This window comes from Streptomyces yongxingensis (genome assembly GCF_055597465.1).
The window spans coordinates 10,314,003-10,329,620 of record NZ_CM145717.1; the positions used below are offsets into that span (position 1 = coordinate 10,314,003).

At 72.1% G+C, this 15,618-nt stretch carries 14 protein-coding genes; 7 read left to right on the plus strand and 7 right to left on the minus strand.

Annotated features, from left to right (window positions below; translation table 11 throughout):
* Positions 1-22: 22 nt before the first annotated feature.
* From ACZ6TD_RS43555 to ACZ6TD_RS43570, 4 genes are all read right to left on the minus strand, one after another.
* Entirely contained in the window at positions 23-1,855 is a 1,833-nt protein-coding gene (locus tag ACZ6TD_RS43555; protein WP_471347158.1) for a glycoside hydrolase family 15 protein, read from the minus strand.
* Between the two features lie 214 nt (positions 1,856-2,069).
* Positions 2,070-3,008, minus strand: a complete 939-nt coding sequence (tgmB, locus tag ACZ6TD_RS43560) for an ATP-grasp ribosomal peptide maturase (protein WP_471347160.1) — start codon at positions 3,006-3,008, stop codon at positions 2,070-2,072.
* 15 nt (positions 3,009-3,023) lie between these two features.
* On the minus strand, positions 3,024-3,215 hold the full coding sequence (tgmA, locus tag ACZ6TD_RS43565) for a putative ATP-grasp-modified RiPP (RefSeq protein WP_037962403.1): 192 nt from the start codon (positions 3,213-3,215) through the stop codon (positions 3,024-3,026).
* Positions 3,216-3,456: 241 nt separating this feature from the next.
* Positions 3,457-4,248 (minus strand): class I SAM-dependent methyltransferase, encoded by a 792-nt coding sequence (locus ACZ6TD_RS43570; RefSeq protein WP_471347162.1) that lies wholly within the window; start codon positions 4,246-4,248, stop codon positions 3,457-3,459.
* Positions 4,249-4,549: 301 nt separating this feature from the next.
* On the opposite strand from ACZ6TD_RS43570, the gene ACZ6TD_RS43575 reads away from it, so the two are divergent.
* Complete coding sequence (locus ACZ6TD_RS43575; protein WP_471358580.1) at positions 4,550-5,818, plus strand: sensor histidine kinase; 1,269 nt, start codon at positions 4,550-4,552, stop codon at positions 5,816-5,818.
* Positions 5,815-6,477 (plus strand): response regulator, encoded by a 663-nt coding sequence (locus ACZ6TD_RS43580; RefSeq protein ID WP_471347164.1) that lies wholly within the window; start codon positions 5,815-5,817, stop codon positions 6,475-6,477. Before ACZ6TD_RS43575 ends, ACZ6TD_RS43580 begins: the two co-directional genes overlap by 4 nt.
* 61 nt (positions 6,478-6,538) lie before the next feature.
* On the opposite strand, the gene ACZ6TD_RS43585 is transcribed toward ACZ6TD_RS43580, so the two are convergent.
* The gene (locus tag ACZ6TD_RS43585) at positions 6,539-7,600 is read right to left on the minus strand and encodes a mechanosensitive ion channel family protein (RefSeq protein WP_137976320.1); all 1,062 of its coding nucleotides are present in this window, start codon (positions 7,598-7,600) and stop codon (positions 6,539-6,541) included.
* A 292-nt stretch (positions 7,601-7,892) separates the two neighbouring features.
* Between ACZ6TD_RS43585 and ACZ6TD_RS43590 the strand changes: the two genes are divergently transcribed.
* Positions 7,893-9,101: an MFS transporter gene (locus ACZ6TD_RS43590; protein WP_471347167.1), complete on the plus strand. Its 1,209-nt coding sequence runs from the start codon at positions 7,893-7,895 to the stop codon at positions 9,099-9,101.
* 39 nt (positions 9,102-9,140) lie between these two features.
* Here the strand turns inward: ACZ6TD_RS43590 and ACZ6TD_RS43595 are convergent, their stop codons facing one another.
* Positions 9,141-10,052 (minus strand): endonuclease/exonuclease/phosphatase family protein, encoded by a 912-nt coding sequence (locus ACZ6TD_RS43595; RefSeq protein ID WP_471347168.1) that lies wholly within the window; start codon positions 10,050-10,052, stop codon positions 9,141-9,143.
* A 242-nt stretch (positions 10,053-10,294) separates the two neighbouring features.
* On the opposite strand from ACZ6TD_RS43595, the gene ACZ6TD_RS43600 reads away from it, so the two are divergent.
* Positions 10,295-11,302, plus strand: a complete 1,008-nt coding sequence (locus tag ACZ6TD_RS43600) for a sulfotransferase (protein ID WP_471347170.1) — start codon at positions 10,295-10,297, stop codon at positions 11,300-11,302.
* Between the two features lie 34 nt (positions 11,303-11,336).
* Here the strand turns inward: ACZ6TD_RS43600 and ACZ6TD_RS43605 are convergent, their stop codons facing one another.
* Entirely contained in the window at positions 11,337-12,263 is a 927-nt protein-coding gene (locus ACZ6TD_RS43605; RefSeq protein WP_471347171.1) for a LysR family transcriptional regulator, read from the minus strand.
* A 335-nt stretch (positions 12,264-12,598) separates the two neighbouring features.
* On the opposite strand from ACZ6TD_RS43605, the gene ACZ6TD_RS43610 reads away from it, so the two are divergent.
* The 3 genes from ACZ6TD_RS43610 to ACZ6TD_RS43620 are packed head-to-tail and all read left to right on the plus strand — an operon-like array spanning position 12,599 to position 15,610.
* Positions 12,599-13,579, plus strand: coding sequence for an aminotransferase class I/II-fold pyridoxal phosphate-dependent enzyme (locus ACZ6TD_RS43610; protein ID WP_471347173.1), 981 nt, complete (start codon positions 12,599-12,601; stop codon positions 13,577-13,579).
* Positions 13,576-14,604: a polyprenyl synthetase family protein gene (locus ACZ6TD_RS43615; RefSeq protein WP_471347175.1), complete on the plus strand. Its 1,029-nt coding sequence runs from the start codon at positions 13,576-13,578 to the stop codon at positions 14,602-14,604. The genes ACZ6TD_RS43610 and ACZ6TD_RS43615 overlap by 4 nt, the downstream gene beginning before the upstream one ends.
* Before the next feature lie 4 nt (positions 14,605-14,608).
* On the plus strand, positions 14,609-15,610 hold the full coding sequence (locus ACZ6TD_RS43620) for a UbiA family prenyltransferase (RefSeq protein ID WP_471347177.1): 1,002 nt from the start codon (positions 14,609-14,611) through the stop codon (positions 15,608-15,610).
* Positions 15,611-15,618: the final 8 nt, after the last annotated feature.

Genomic DNA, 15,618 nt, shown 5'->3' on the forward strand with positions numbered 1-15,618 from the left:
CGCCGCGGGCGTGCCCGCGCCGTCAGCCCAGGGCCCGATCCAGGTTGAACGCGGCGCTGATGAGCGCGAGATGGGTGAACGCCTGCGGGAAGTTGCCGATCTGCTCACCGGTGCGGCCGATCTCCTCGGCGTACAGCCCGACATGGTTGGCGTACGTCAGCATCTTCTCGAAGGCCAGCCGCGCCTCGTCCACCCGGCCGGCCCGGGACAGCGCCTCGACGTACCAGAACGAGCAGATCGAGAAGGTGCCCTCCTCACCACGCAGCCCGTCCGGGCTCACCGTGGGGTCGTAGCGGTACACCAGCGAATCGGACACCAGCTCCTCGCCCAGCGCGTCCAGGGTGGACAGCCACTTGGGGTCGGTCGGGGAGATGAACTTCGACAGCGGCATCATCAGCAGCGAGGCGTCGAGCACCTCCTCGCCCTCGCGCTGCACGAAGGCGTGCCGCCGCGGCGACCAGCCGCAGCGCATGATCCGGCGGTAGATGTCATCACGCGCCGTCGACCAGCGGGACATGTCCGCGGGCAGTCCGCGGTGGCGGGCGATGCGCATCGCCCGCTCGATCGCGACCCAGCACATCAGCTGCGAGTACAGGAAGCGCTGCGGACCGGCGCGGGTCTCCCAGACGCTCATATCGGGCCGGTCCCAGTTGTCGCACACCCAGCCGACCAGCTTGCACACGGCGTCCCAGTGGTCGCTGGACAGCGGCTGCCCCCACTTGTCGTAGAGGTAGAGGGAGTCCACCAGCGCCCCGTAGATGTCCAGCTGGAGCTGGTGGACCGCCGCGTTGCCGACCCGGACCGGGGACGAGCCCAGATGCCCCTCCAGATGGGGGAGCAGCTGCTCGGGGATCTCGCTGCGGCCGTCGATGCCGTACATGATCTGCAGCGGGCCGCCGGGGCCGTCCCCCAGGGCGATGCCCTCGGACAGGAAGCGCACGAACGCCTCGGCCTCCTGGGTGAAGCCCAGCCTCAGCAGTGCGTAGATGCAGAACGCGGCATCGCGGACCCACAGATAGCGGTAGTCCCAGTTGCGCTCGCCGCCGATCTGCTCGGGCAGGCTGGTCGTCGGGGCCGCCACGATGGCGCCGGTCGGCGCGTAGGTGAGCAGCTTGAGGGTGAGCGCCGAGCGGTGCACCATCTCCCGCCACCGCCCGCGGTAGCGGGACTGCGCGAGCCAGCGGCGCCAGTAGCGGACGGTGGCGTCGAACAGCTCCTCCGCCTCCGCCTGCGGACAGTGCCGCGGCCGCACCGTACCGCCGATCCGGTCCAGCGCGAACACCGCGGCCTCGCCCTCGACCAGCTTGAACGTGGACACCGCATCGGGCCCGTCGATCTCCACGGTGACGCCGGAGGTCAGTGCCAGCGCCAGCTCCGGGGACTCGAAGATCGTGAGCCCCTTCTCGGTGCGCACCGTGTGCGACTGCCGGCCGTAGTCGAACCGGGGCGCCAACCGCGCGGTGAAGGGCAGCGATCCGCGGACGCACAGCACCCGGCGGATCAGCCGGTGCCGGTCCGCCTCGCGCGAGTCGTCCACGATCGGCATGAAGTCCTGGACCTCGGCGACCCCGTCGTCCGCGAAGAAGCGGGTGATGAGGATGTTGGTGTCCGGGAAGTAGAACTGCTTCGTCCGGGCGGGCACCTCGGGCGTGATCCGGAAGGAGCCGCCGCGGTCGGCGTCGAGGATCGACGCGAACACACTGGGGGCGTCGAACCGGACCGGGCAGTACCAGTCGATGGTGCCGCGCGTGTCCACGAGCGCGGCGGTGCGCAGATCGCCGATCAGTCCGTGCTCGGCGATCGGCACATAGCGGGACGCGTCCGTCGGGTGGCGGATGCTCTCGGCGACGGTCATCGGAACCTCCCGCGCTGGGGGGAGGGGCTGGGCACCCTTGGGTGGCGCGGACTCTCACTTCACCATACGACCGACGGACCGGTCCGGCGCAGCGCCCGGCCCACCAGGGCGCCCCCGGCGCCCGCGCCGCCCGCGACGGGCCGCGGGCGCTGCCTCCGCGTCACCGGCCGTCACCATGTGTGGCCACGGGAGCCGGATGCCCGGGGCCCGGCCCTCAGCGCGGGGCGGCGCTGGGGGCCGCCAGCCAGGACGCGACCGCCGCCGCGATGGGCTGACCGGTCTCGAGCTCGACGAAGCCGAATTGGCCGCCCTGGTTGCACTCCAGGAACCACCACACGCCCTCGGCGTCCTCGGCGAAGTCGAAGGCCCCGTAGGCAAGACCGGTGAGCGTCATGTACTCATGCACCGAGCGCACGATTCTGGCGGGCACGTCCACGGCTTCCCAGCGGTGTCCATGACAGCCATAGCGCCCGTCCACCTGGCCCGAGGCGGCGGTCTTGCGCGCGGCGAATAACTGGCTGCCGACGCAGATCAGCCGGATGTCCGCCGCTTTGGGAATGTAGCGCTGAAGAAGGGTCGCCCCGGCCGCGACATCGGAGAAATCCGTGTCCGGTCCGATACGGGTGGTGGGCAGCGCGACCGGCGGATCGACGGACGGCGGACCGGAGGCGGATTTCACCACGATGTCCGAGTACTGGACGGCGAAATCGCGCGCCGCACGCGGATAGGTGGTGACAAGAGTCGAGGGCACGGCGAAACCGCTGTGCTGGGCGACCCGCAACTGGAAGGGTTTGTGGCGGGCCGGTTCGGCGGCCGCGGGATGGTTCATCCAGCGTGCCGTTGTCGCGTAGAGCATCCCGTACAGGGCCTGTCCGCACTCGGCCGTCAGCCACTCCGACGGATTCGCCGCGTGCGCCGCCGGCCGCCCCGGCCTGCGCACCCAGATGGACCGCACGCCGTGGATGCTGACGAGGCGTCCCTCGGTCGACAGAAATCCCGTGAAGTCTCCACGGTCGAATTCGACCGACAGCGCGGCCTGATCCGGAAGGTCGGCCGGATCGAAACGCACCAGAGGGACGCCTTGTTCGCGCAGCTCCGCCACCACCAAGTCGGCCGTGACATCCTGGCGACAGGTCAGGATGAGTACCGTCATCGACGTATGGACAGGTCAGTCGTCGAAGTGCGTCTTGGAGCCGGCTGTGGACGTGGTCGTGCCGGTCGCCAGCAGCACCGCTCGGTCGGCGATGGCCGGACGGCCGTCGGAGAGGACATTCAACTGCAGGGCGGCGTTATAGGCGTAGGGAACACTGACCGACGACCGCTCGGCGGGGATTGCGTGCTTCAGTACGAAGGGCTGCATGAGTGACCTCTTGGTGCTCCATGTATTCGTCTATCCACCACGCAACAGTACGTACTAAAAGTCTACGGCACTCACTAGCAACGATTTTGTCCTGTGTAGGGCGATATGAAGTGTGTCACAGGCTTCGAAGGCAACATATGCCTCGGGAAATGCGTCTTCGAATAGTCGGCCTGTCTCCGGGGGAGCACCGGATCCGCCTCGGTGTTCCGAGGCCGACCACCGGGCTTGACCGCCCGTCGGGTCAGGACGTCCGTCCGCCCTCGCGGTGGGTGACGCGGATCTTCGACTGGCCGTGCGGCAGCTCCTCCCAGTCCGCCATGAAGCGCGCGGCCAGACCGTGTTTCTCCGCCAGGGCGATGAGCGTCTCGGTGCGGTAGTAGAAGTCCTCCCGCAGCACCTGGTGTTCCACGCCCTCGGTGCGGTCGAAGGTGAAGTCGAACCAGCCGCCCGGCGCCATGACGCGGCCGACGTGGGCGAGGCACTCCTCAATGACCGGAAGTGGCGAGTGCGAGAACACACTGTGCGCGTGCACCACGTCGAAGTGGGCGTCGGGCAGGAACCGCAACGTCAGATCGCGGACCGGGGTGAGGGTGGGCAGGCGGCTCTGGAGCCCCTGGCGCACCAGCGTGTCCTGCGCGGCCGCCAGGATGTCGGGCGAGATGTCGATGCCGTAGTAGTGGCCCGGCTCCAGATGGCTGATGAACCGCCAGCCCGCCCGCAGATTGCCGCAGCCGATCTCCAGCATCCGGTGCTCCGGGCGCAGACCGTGGCCGAGGAGATAGTCGAACTGCATCGCGCCCAGCGCCAGCCACCGCTCATGGCTGCGGCTGCCGACCGCCACCTCCGGACTGGTGCGGGTGTCCGACCGCATCACCGCGCGGTAGTACGCGACGTGGTCCGGGTAGCGGTAGCGCAGCCAGGCGTCCCGGGTGGCGCGGACCAGATGGCGCGGTACGCGCTGCGGATGGCGCAGTGCGTAGGAGACCCGGTGGCCGAGGGCGGAGCGGTTGACGCTGAGGTTCTTGGCGGGCATGGGGACTCTTTCGTGCTGGTGGTGGGGACGCGGCGGCCTGGCGGTCCATGTGTTCCCGCGTCGTCGTGGTCGGTACCAGCCTCGGCGCCGTGGCCGCGGCGGGGATCGGCGGAGCGGCCCCGGTCAGGAGGCGTTCCGGGTGATCGCCGTATCAACCGATCGGATGATGCGGCGCCCGGTCCGGCGCGTTAGGACTGTGGCTGAGGGAGTGAACCGAAGAGCGGAGGAGGGGGCCGGGGTGCGGTCGGCGGTCAGGGCGGTCGGGCGGTCCGGGCGGGCGCCGTGGCCGGGGGCGTGGTCGGTGCCGTGGTCGGCGTGGTCGGGGCGGTCCGGGTCCGACGGGCCGGACGATCCGGACGAGCGGTGGCTGACGGCGGTCCTGCACATCGCGTTCTTCCTGCTGCTGGGGTCCTCGCTGGTCCGCTATCTGGTCCGGGACACCGGCAGCGCGCCCAACGGCTGGGTCATCGCCCTCTTCGTGGCCTTCGGCGCGCTCTATCTGCCCGGCCGGTGGCCGGCGCCCGCGCCGAGCCCCGGCGGCCGGCCCTCCGGCCGCTATCTGGCCTGGCTGACCGCGGTACTCGCCGCGTGGGTCGCGCTGCTGGTCCTCGCGCCGAGCGCCGCATGGTGTGCCATGCCGCTGTTCTTCACCGGTCTGCACACCCTGCCCACCCGGTTCGCGGTGCCCCTGGCCGCCGTGCTCACCGCGCTGGTCGTCGCCTCCAAACTGCGGTTCATGCACGACGGCTTCGACCCCAACGCGCTGATCGCGCCGCCCGCCATCGCCGCTGTGGCCGCCGCCGTCCTCATCCATCTGCGGCGCCAGTCGGCCCGGCAGCGGGTGCTGATCGACGACCTGGTCCGCACCCGCCGCGACCTGGCCGCGACCGAGCGGCGGGCGGGGATCCTGGCCGAGCGCCAGCGGCTGTCCTCGGAGATCCACGACACCCTCGCCCAGGGCCTGTCCAGCCAGCGGATGCTGCTCCAGGCCGCCGATCGCACCTGGGAGACGGACCCGGAGGCGGCCCGGGGACATATGCGGAACGCCGCGGAGATCGCGTCCCGCAGCCTCGCCGAGGCCCGCCGGTTCGTCCAGGACCTGGCCCCGGCCGACCTCGCCGAGCGCTCCCTGGCCCAGGCGCTCGGCGCGCTCGCCGAGCGGGAGAGCGGTGCCGGACCGGCGGTGGACTTCCGGCTCGACGGACCGCTCGGCCCGCTGCCCGAGCGGGTGGAGGCGGCGCTGCTGCGCATCGCCCAGGGCGCGCTGGCCAATGTGCGGGAGCACGCCGGGGCGAGTCGGGCCGCGCTCACCCTGACCTGCCTGGGCGACCAGGTCTGTCTGGACATCGCCGATGACGGCCGCGGCTTCGACACCGGCACCGTCCCGGCCCCCGGCGCGGACCGGTCGCGCGGACACGGGCTCCCTGCCATGCGGGCCCGGGTACGGCAGCTGGGCGGCACGCTCACCGTCGAGTCCGCACCGGGCGAGGGGACCGTCGTCTCGGCCGCGATCCCCGTCGAACCCCTTCCCGCCCCCGTCCCCGACCGTCCCGTGGAGACCACGCCATGAGCCAGAGCCTGACCTCGTCCCCGTCGTCCGAGGCCGCCATCCGGCTGCTGCTCTGCGACGACCACGCGGTGGTACGGGCCGGGCTGCGGGCGCTGCTGGCCAGCACCGACGGCATCGAGGTGGTCGGGGAGGCGGGCAGTGGCGAGGAGGCCCTCGCCATGGCCGCCCGGCTCCGGCCCGATGTGGTGCTGATGGATCTGCAGCTCGGGGAGGGGATGGACGGGGTGACCGCCACCCGGCGGCTGGTCTCCGGCGACCCGCCCGCACCCCGTGTCCTGGTGCTCACCATGTTCGACACGGACGCCGACATCACCCGTGCCATCGAGGCCGGGGCCACCGGCTATCTGCTCAAGGCCGAGCGGCCGGAGGAACTGTTCGCGGCGATCCGGAACGCCGCCTCCGGCCGTACCGCGCTGTCGGCCCCGGTCGCCGACCGGGTGCTGGCCCGGATGCGCAGCCCGCGCCCCGGGCTGTCCGAGCGGGAGCGCGACATCCTCCGGCAGTTGGCCCGCGGCCTGGGCAACCGGGAGATCGCCCGGGCCCTGTTCATCAGCGAGGCCACGGTCAAGACGCATCTGGGACGGATCTACGGGAAATTGGGGGTCGAGACCCGCGCCGGGGCGGTGGCGGTGGCCACCGAGCGGCGGTTGCTGCCTTGACGGCTGACGGCTGACGGCTGACGGCTGACGGCTGACGGCTGACGGCTGACGGCTGACCGCGTCAGATCGCGGGCCGGCCCGGCAGCGGCGCCCGGTCCTGGTCGGGCAGGACGAGCGTCCGCGTGGGCAGCGGGATCTCGATGCCCTCGGCGCGGAACCGGCGGTGCAGCTCTTTCATGAACTCATGCTTGATGAGGTACTGGTCGCTGAACTCCAGGGCCCGCAGAAACACCGAGAAGTCGATGCCGGACTCTCCGAAGGTGTGGAAGCGCACACTCGTCTCATGGTCGACGACCCCGCCCTCGACCCCGGACATCACCTTCCCGGCGACCTCGATGGTCACCCGCTCGACGTGGTCCAGATCGCTTCCGTAGCCGACCCGCGCCTGGACCATGACCGACATCTGCTGCTCGGGCTGGTGAAAGTTGGTCATGATGGTGTTGCCCAGCTTGGCGTTCGGGATGATGACGAGGTTGTCCGACAGCTGCCGCACCGCCGTGTTGCGCCAGTTGATGTCGACCACGTACCCCTCCTCCCCGCTGCTGAGCCGGATGTAGTGGCCGGGCTGCACCGTCTTGGAGGCCAGGATGTGCACCCCCGCGAAGAGGTTGGCCAGCGTGTCCTGCAGGGCCAGGGCGACCGCCAGACCACCCACGCCCAGGGCGGTGAGCAGGGGAGCGATCGAGACGCCCAGCGTCTCCAGCAGGATCAGCACACCCATCGCCAGGACGGCGATCCGGGTGATGTTGACGAAGATGCTGGCCGTTCCCGCCACCCCGGAGCGGGACAGCGCCAGTGAGCGCACCAGGTCGGCCACCACCCGCGCCGCCGTGACCGTGGTGACCAGGATCAGCACGGCCACCAGCGTCTGATTGACGTCATGGCCGACCGTGCGGTTCAGCGGCAGCGCGGCGGCCGCGGCGGCGACTCCGGCGGCCATCGACGCCCACGGGGCCAGGGTGCGCAGCGTGTCGACGATGATGTCGTCACCGCTCCACCGGGTGGAGCGGGCCCGCTCACCGAGCCAGCGCAGCGCCATGCGCAACAGCACACCACCGGCGGCGCCGCAGACCAGGGCCGCTCCGACGACGATGACATCGTGCAAGGTGAGAGCCCGGTTCATCGGCCACCCTCCGCTATGCCGGAAAGCGCGTCAGAAGCGGCCGCGCGGCCTGCCGTCGTCGGTGCGGCCTCCGGTCTGGAGTTCTGTGGGATCACCTTGTCACCTGCTCGTGCCTGGGTTCTACGGGCGGTGCCGGGCGTACATGTGTACGGCTCCGGCGTAAGGTGCCATCCTGCCGCATGTGATGAGGGCCGAATGACGGGATGGCCCGCTACCGCACGTAACGCGCCAGGCAGGGGGCGGCGCGCCACCGCGTTTGACGGACAGGTGGTCTGTGGTGGAATCGGGTCGTATGGATAGCCGCCGCAGTGATGTGGACGACGGGGAGAGGGGATGGCCGTTCCTCGCGGCCGCCTACGCCTTCGTGGTCACGATGTGCGGTACGACGCTGCCCACCCCGCTCTACTCGCTCTACCAGCGGGAGTTCTCCTTCTCCTCGTTCATGGTCACGGTGATCTTCGCCGTGTACGCGGCGGGGGTCATCGCCGCGCTGCTGCTGCTCGGAAGTGTGTCCGACTTCATCGGGCGACGGCCCGTCATGCTGGCCGCGCTGGTGCTGTCGGGGCTGAGCGCGGTGTGCTTCCTCCTCGCCCAGGGACTGCCGGAGCTGTTCGCGGGCCGCACCCTGTCGGGGCTGTCCGCCGGTCTGGCCACCGGCACCGCCACCGTGACCGTCATCGAGCTGGCGCCCGAGCACCGGCGCCGTGGCGCCACCCTTCTCGCGACCGGGGCCAACCTGGGCGGGCTCGGCCTCGGCCCGTTGCTGGCCGGGGTGCTGGCGCAGTACGCCCCGGCCCCGCTGAAACTGGTCTTCGTGGTGGACCTGGCGCTGGTGGCGGTGGGCGCCGCCGTGGTGCTCGCCCTCCCGGAGACCGTACGGAAGCGGAGCCGCCCGCCGCTGAGGCCGCAGCGGCTGCGGGTGCCCAAGGAGATGCGCTCGACGTTCGCGGCCGCGGCCATGGCGGGGTTCGCGGGCTTCGCCACGCTGGGCCTGTTCACCTCGGTGTCGCCCACGTTCCTGAGCGAGGTGGAGGGGGAGAGCAATCTCGCGGTCGCCGGTGCCGTGGCGTTCTCGGTGTTCGCCGCCTCGATCGCCGGGCAGGCGCTGGGGCGGCGGCTGGGCCCGAGACGTTCGCTGCCCGGGGGATGTGCGGTGCTGGTGGCCGGTATGGCGGCCATCGCCGTCTCGCTGGCGACCGCGTCACTGGCGCTGCTGGTGCTGGGTGCCGTCATCGCCGGGACGGGGCAGGGGCTGTCGTTCCACGCGGCCGTACGGGTGGTGACGGAGCGCAGCCCGGCCGATCACCGTGCCGAGGTCACCTCCGCGCTCTTCGTGCTGATGTATCTGGCGATCTCGATTCCGGTGATCGGCGTGGGCGCGCTCACGGTCGCGGTCGGGCTGCGGTCCGCCGGGCTGATCTTCACCGGCTGTGTGGCCCTGCTGGCCGTGGCCACCCTGCTGCGGCTGCGGGCGCTCTCCGCGGCGGCGCCCGGCCGCTGAGACCCGGCCGCCGGGGCCGGCCGCTGAGGGAGCCCCGCGTCACAGCTCCAGGACCGTCCGCACCGGCAGATGGTCGCTGGGGAACTGCCCGTCCCGCGCGTAGGTGTCGATGACGGCGTGGCGGGTGCGCACACCGGGTGAGGTCAGGATCCAGTCGATCCGGTCGCCGTCCGGGACCAGCGGGCCAAAGCCGTGGAACGTTCCGTACAGCGGGCCGCGCCGCTCGGCGGTGTCCCAGGTGTCCACCAGCGTGCCGCCGCCCAGCATGGCGTCGTAGACCGGGTTGCCGTGGGCCGCCACATTGAAGTCACCGGTCACGATGCGGGGGAGCGCGGAGTCCAGACCGCCGAGCCGCTCGGTGATCAGCGCGGCGGAGTGCTCACGGGCGTTCTGGCTGCGGTGGTCCAGATGGGTGTTGAGGGCGTAGAACTCCTCGCCGGTGTGCCGGTCGTGGAAGCGCACCCAGGTGACCATCCGGACCACGGCCCCGCCCCAGGTGTTGGAGCCGATCACATTCGGGGTGCCGGACAGCCAGAAGTGGTCGTACTCCAGGGGTTCGAGCCGCCCGGTGTCGTAGAAGACGGCCATGAACTCGTCCCGGCTGCCCCCCATCCGGCCGGTGCCGATCCACGAGTAGCGCTGTCCGAGGTCGTGGGCGATGTCGCGCAGCTGGCCGTACAGTCCCTCCTGGGTGCCCAGCAGATGGGGCCGGGCCCGAAGCAGCAGCTCCCGCATGACGGGGCGGCGCTGCCCCCAGGAGTTGGGCTCGGCGTCGCCGGCGTAGCGCAGATTGAACGTCATGACGGCCAGCCGGGGACCGTCGGCGGGGGCGATCGAGGCGACCGGGGCGGCCGCGGCCACGTTCTGCGGCTGGGAGGCGAGCGGAAGCGCGACGGCCGCCGCGGCCGCGGCGCGCATACCGTGACGGCGGCTGAACACAGGTGCGGGCATGGCTCCTCCAAGGTCTTGAAGGTGCGGTGACGGCCTCAAGTGTCGGACCCCGCGGTGTGGGGGGTGTGTCCTGCGGTGGCCGTCCGGTGGAACGTACGGTCACGCCGAGCCGACCTCAAGAGCGCTCGCGGAGACCACCGGTGACGAGGGACCCCACGAGTGACGATAGTGGCCGGGGGTGCGCGGGGGCGGCGATGGGTAGGGAGGCCGGTAGTCGTCGGAGACGGAAAGGGGCACCCGGGGTGACCGTACGGCCGCTGACCTTCGTCGTGGGGACCGGACGATGCGGTTCGACCGCTCTGTCGCGCATCCTGCGGCTGCATCCGGATCTGCTGAGCGTGAGCGAGCTGATCGCCTCGCTGGAGCCGGACGCGCTGCCCGAGGCGCCGCTGACCGGGGCGGAGTTCTGGCGGATCCTCGCCACTCCGCGGTCGTTCGCCAACCGGGTCATCCGCGACGGCATCCCGCTGCCCGAGTACCGGTATCCGCATGTCAAGGGGCGGTTCTCGGTGGCGGGCGGTGGCATTCCGGCGGTGTGCATGATGACGCTGCCCCACCTCACCGACGACCCCGACGCGCTGTTCGACGCGCTGGAGCCGGAGCTGTCCCGGCGGCCCGCGGCGCCGGTGGCCGATCACTACCGGGCGCTGTTCGGCCTGCTGGGGGAGCGGTACGGCCGACGGGCCGTCGTGGAGCGGTCCGGCTATTCGCTGCGCTCGGTGCCCCGGCTGAGGGAGGTCTTCCCCGAGGCCCGGTTCGTCCACCTCCACCGGGACGGCGCCGACTGCGCGCTCTCCATGAGCCGCCACCCCGGATTCCGGCTGATCCAGCTGATGACGGAGCGCGCCACGAGCACCGAGGACCTTCCGGCCGGTCTCGCGGCGCTGCTCAGCGACGACGAGGCCGATCTGCGTCCGCTGTACGAACGGTCCGTGCCCGTGGCCGAGTTCGGTGAGCTGTGGTCGAGCACGATCGTCGAGGGGCTGGGGCATCTGTCGCGGCTCCCCGCCGCGATCCGGATGTCCCTGTCGTACGAGGGCCTCCTCGACGCGCCCGAGCGTGAGCTCACCCGGCTGGCCCACCACCTCGGGGTGGAACCCCTCCCGGAGTGGCTGGCGGCCGGACGCGCCCTGCTCGACGGCGACCGCCGGGGCACGGCCGCCGCGACCCTGCCGCCCGCCGAACTGGCCGCCCTCCGCGAGAGCTGCGCCCCTGGCGCCCGGGCCCTGAGCCTGGTCCACGGCGGATGAGAGGGGCCCGGCGCCGGATGCGATAGGCCCGGCGTCAGGCCGTCGCCGCTTCCACCGCATCCCCCGACTGCTCGACCGCCACCGCCCGCAGCGCCTCCAGCAGGGCGGCCACCGCGGGCTCCCTGGCCGCCTCCGGCCGCAGCAGCGCGCAGACATGGCGCCGGGGCCAGTCGTAGAGCGGGCGCGGCTCGACCCGCGGATCGGGCCGGGGGAGCAGCCCGAGGCCGTCCATCAGGGCGATCCCCACCCCGTCGCCCACCAGGCCGAGGGTCGTCGCCTGGTCATCGGTCGTGGTCACCACCCGGGGCTCGAACCCCGCCTCGGCGCAGCGCCGCAGCAGCGGTTCGCGGTCCCGCTCCAGGATCCACCGCTCCCGCGCCAGATCGGCGAGGCGGACGCTGCGCCGCCCGGCGAGCACATGGCCCCGCGGCAGCAGCACATGGCGGCGGTCGACCAGCAGCGGGACCCGGCGCAGCCGGGTCTCGGCGGGCTCCGCCGCCTCTCCCGGCTCGTCGTCGGCCACGATCGCCAGATCCGTCTCACCCGCCTCCAGCAGCCGGTACGCGTCATGGGAGGCGGGCCGGCCCAGCTCGACCTCCACCTCGATACGGGAGGCGCCCAGCCGGGCCAGCGCCGCGGGCAGCACGGCGACACAGACGCTCTGCACCGAGGACATCCGCACCCGGCCACGGGTGCGCGCGGCGAGCGCCTCGAACTCGTTCTCCACGTCCCGCAGCCCGGCCAGCACCCCCCGGGCGCGCTCGGCGAGTCTGTGGCCCGCGGGCGTGAGCCGCACCCCCCGTCCCGCCTTGACCGTCAGCGGCACGCCCACGGCACGTTCCAGCGCGCGCATGTGATAGCTGATGGCCGGTTGGGTGTAACCGAGATGGTCCGCCGCGGCGCTGTACGAGCCGGAGCGACAGACCTCTGCGAGCACGGTGAGCTGGCGAAGTTCGATCACCACAGGAAGATAAAAATCGTTTATCAATTCCCGAAAGACTTTAATTGGACGCGTGATCGATAGGCCGTCAAAATCATGGTGACGGATTTCGCCCGTACTCGCTCATCGAACTGACCGATCGGACACGGCCCACCCGCACTGGCTGACCGTACGGTCATAGCCCGCCCACGACGGTTTCCTTCCCACCGATCCGGCCGGACCGGCAAGGGGAACCGGGCGCGGTGACATTCCTCCCTCCGCCCGAATCCCCCGCTGGAATGGATGGATGGTGCCCGATGCATGATGGCTGGAATCGCATGACTCCGGTGGTCGCGGAGAACAATCCCCTCCATCAGATGTCGCTCAACGAAACCGTTCACCCTCCGCTTCCGGAAGTGGTGGACGCCGTCCTGCGCACCGCGCGGACCGCCCACCGTACCCTGGATGCCCTCGGCACCGGGCTGTGTCAGGCCCTCGCCGCACATCTGGGAGTGGAGCCGGAGCACGTGCTCGCCGGGCCGGGCTCCGGCGCGCTGCTCCAGCAGCTCTTCTCCACGCTCACCGGACCGGACACCGACACGGTGCACGCCTGGCCCTCCTGGGAGGCGTACCCGATGATGGCGGCCAATGCCGGATCCACCACCGTCCGGGTGCCGCTCACCGGATACGACCACGATCTGAAGGCGATGGCCGACGCCGTCACCGGCCGCACCCGCATGGTCCTGCTGTGCACCCCCAACAACCCCACCGGCACCGCGCTGGACCATGACCGGATCCTTCGCTTCCTGGACCGGCTCCCCGCCCACGTCACCGTCGTCATCGACGAGGCGTACCGGGACTTCGCCGCCCCCGGCGCCATCGCCGACGGCATCGCACTGCACCGTGCCGATGAACGGGTCTGTGTGGTGCGGACGTTCTCCAAGTCGTACGGTCTGCTCAGCCTGCGGGTCGGCTATCTCGTGGCGCACGAGCCCGTGCTCGCCCCGCTCCGCGCGATCCTGCCCTTCCACCGGGTGAGCGCCGTGGCGCAGGAAGCCGCCATCGCCGCGCTCGGCGCCCATGAGCGGGTGCTCCGGCAGTGCGCCGAGACCGCCGAGGAGCGCGACCGGCTCCACCGGATCCTGCTCGACCAGGGCTGGGAGGCGCCCGCGAGCCAGGGCAACTTCCTGTGGCTGCCCATGGCGTCCGGCGTGGAGCGCTTCACCCAGTTCTGCGCGGACCACGGCGTGGTGGTGTGCGGCAAACCGGGCGAGGGGATACGGGTGACCGTCGCCGAGCCCGAAGCCAACCAGGCGTTCGCGGAGCTCGCCGGGAAGTACCGGGAGGCGTGCCGGTGACCCCGCCCGACGTCGCGGTCACCGAGGTGGCCGACCCGCTGGCCGAGGCCGCCCCGACCATGGAGCTCCTGCTGCGCGAGCTCGACCGGCGCTGGCCGCGGGAAGCCGAACGCCTCCACCAGATCTCCCGGTACGCCCTGCTCCCGGCCGGGAAGCTGCTGCGCCCGCTGCTGCTCATGGAGTCGGCCGAGGCGGTGGGCGGCGGCGGACCCGCCGTCGTCCCGGCCGCGCTGAGCGTGGAGTACCTGCATGTGGGATCCCTCGTCCACGACGATGTCATCGACGGCGACACCATGCGGCGGGGCCGCCCGTCCGTCGCGGCGCGCTACGGCACCACCGACGCCATCGTCACCGGGGACGCCCTGATGCTGGGCATGTTCGGCGTGCTCACCGACGGCGCCGAGGACGCCGGCGGGCTGCCGGCGGGCCGGGTCCTCGGGGCGGTACGGGTCTTCGCCCGGGCGGGCGTCGATCTGTGCCGAGGCCAGGCGATGGAGGGCGAGCTCAGGGGCGACCTCGGCTCCGGACTCGACCGGTACCTCACCATGAGCGCCCTGAAGACCGGGGCGCTGTTCCGGGCCGCCTGCCGGGGCGGGGCGATCCTGGGCGGCGGATCCCCCGCCCAGCAGCACGCGCTCACCTCCTACGCCGAACACCTGGGGCTGGCCTTCCAGATGCACGACGACCTGCTGCCGTACACCAGCGACAGCCGCACCACCGGCAAGTCCGCGCTCAGCGACATCGCGGCCGCCCGGCCCACCTTTCCGGTCCTGCTCTGCCACGCCATGGCCGGCGGCCCGGCCCGCGCCCGGCTGGAGGCGGCGCTCGGCGGCGCCCTGCCCGCCGCCGACGCGCTGAGGACGGTGCACGAGCTGCTGGAGGCGACCGGCGCGCTCACCGCCGTGCGGGACCGGGCCACGGCCCAGGCCGAGCGCGCCAAGTCCTGTCTGGAGCCGCTGCCCCGCTCCCGGGCCACCGCCGTACTCGCGGCGGTGGCCGATCTGTCGGTCAGCCGGGACCGGTGACGCCGTGGCGGCCCCGCGCACCGCGCTCCTGGCCCATCTGCAGACCTGGCGCCCGTACACCCTCTGGTATCCCGGGCTGGTCGGACTGGCCGGAGCCGCGCTCACCGGAGGGCACCCCACCACGGGACAGTTGATGGTGGCCTGGGCCGCGCCGACCCTCGGCTGGGTCGCCGGCCACTATCTCGGCGACTACTACGACCGTGACCTCGACGCGCTCAGCAAGCCCCAACGCCCCATACCCTCGGGGCGCTTGAGCCCACGCACGGCCGTGGCCACGGGCATCGGCTGCATCGTGGCCGTCGCCGCGCTGGCCCTGTGGGCGAACTGGCGCGCCGTGGCCGTGGCCGCCGCAGCCATGGCGGGCATCGTGGCGTACAGCCGGGTCCTCAAGGGGCGTGGCCTGCCGGGCAATCTCATCCGCGGCGTGCTCACCGCGCTCACCGTGCTCTTCGGCGCGATGGCCGTCCAGCCGTGGCCACCGTGGCGGGCGCTGCCCTTCGCCCTGGTGTTCCTGGCCCATGACACCGCGTCCAACCTCGTCGGCACCCTCCGCGACGTCGACGGCGACCGCGAGGGCGGCTACGCCACCGTGCCGGTGCGCCGGGGCCTCCGGCGCGCCACCCACACCGCGGCCGCGCTGTATCTGGCCGCCGTGGCCGTGGCCTGCGCCGCCACCGGGCTGGTGCCCAGGGACCCGGCCGGGTACCTCGCACTGCTGTCGGCGGCGGCGCTGTGCGGCGCGGGCGCCTTCCGGCTGCTGCTGCGGTCACCGGGGCACCTCGCCCCCGCGCTGGCGCTGCGCGCCCACGCCGTCCTCGTCGCCGAACGTCTGGTGCTGGCCGCGGCGGTGGTGGCCGCGGGCGCCGGCGCGGCACCCGCCCTGGCCCTGCTGACGCCGCTCCTCGCGGTCAGCGTCATCACCCAGAGCCGGATGCGGTCCCGCCACGAATTCCCCGCGCCGCCCCTGGCCGACGGCGGGCCCACCCTCCCCGATCCCCGCCCCTGAGACGGCGC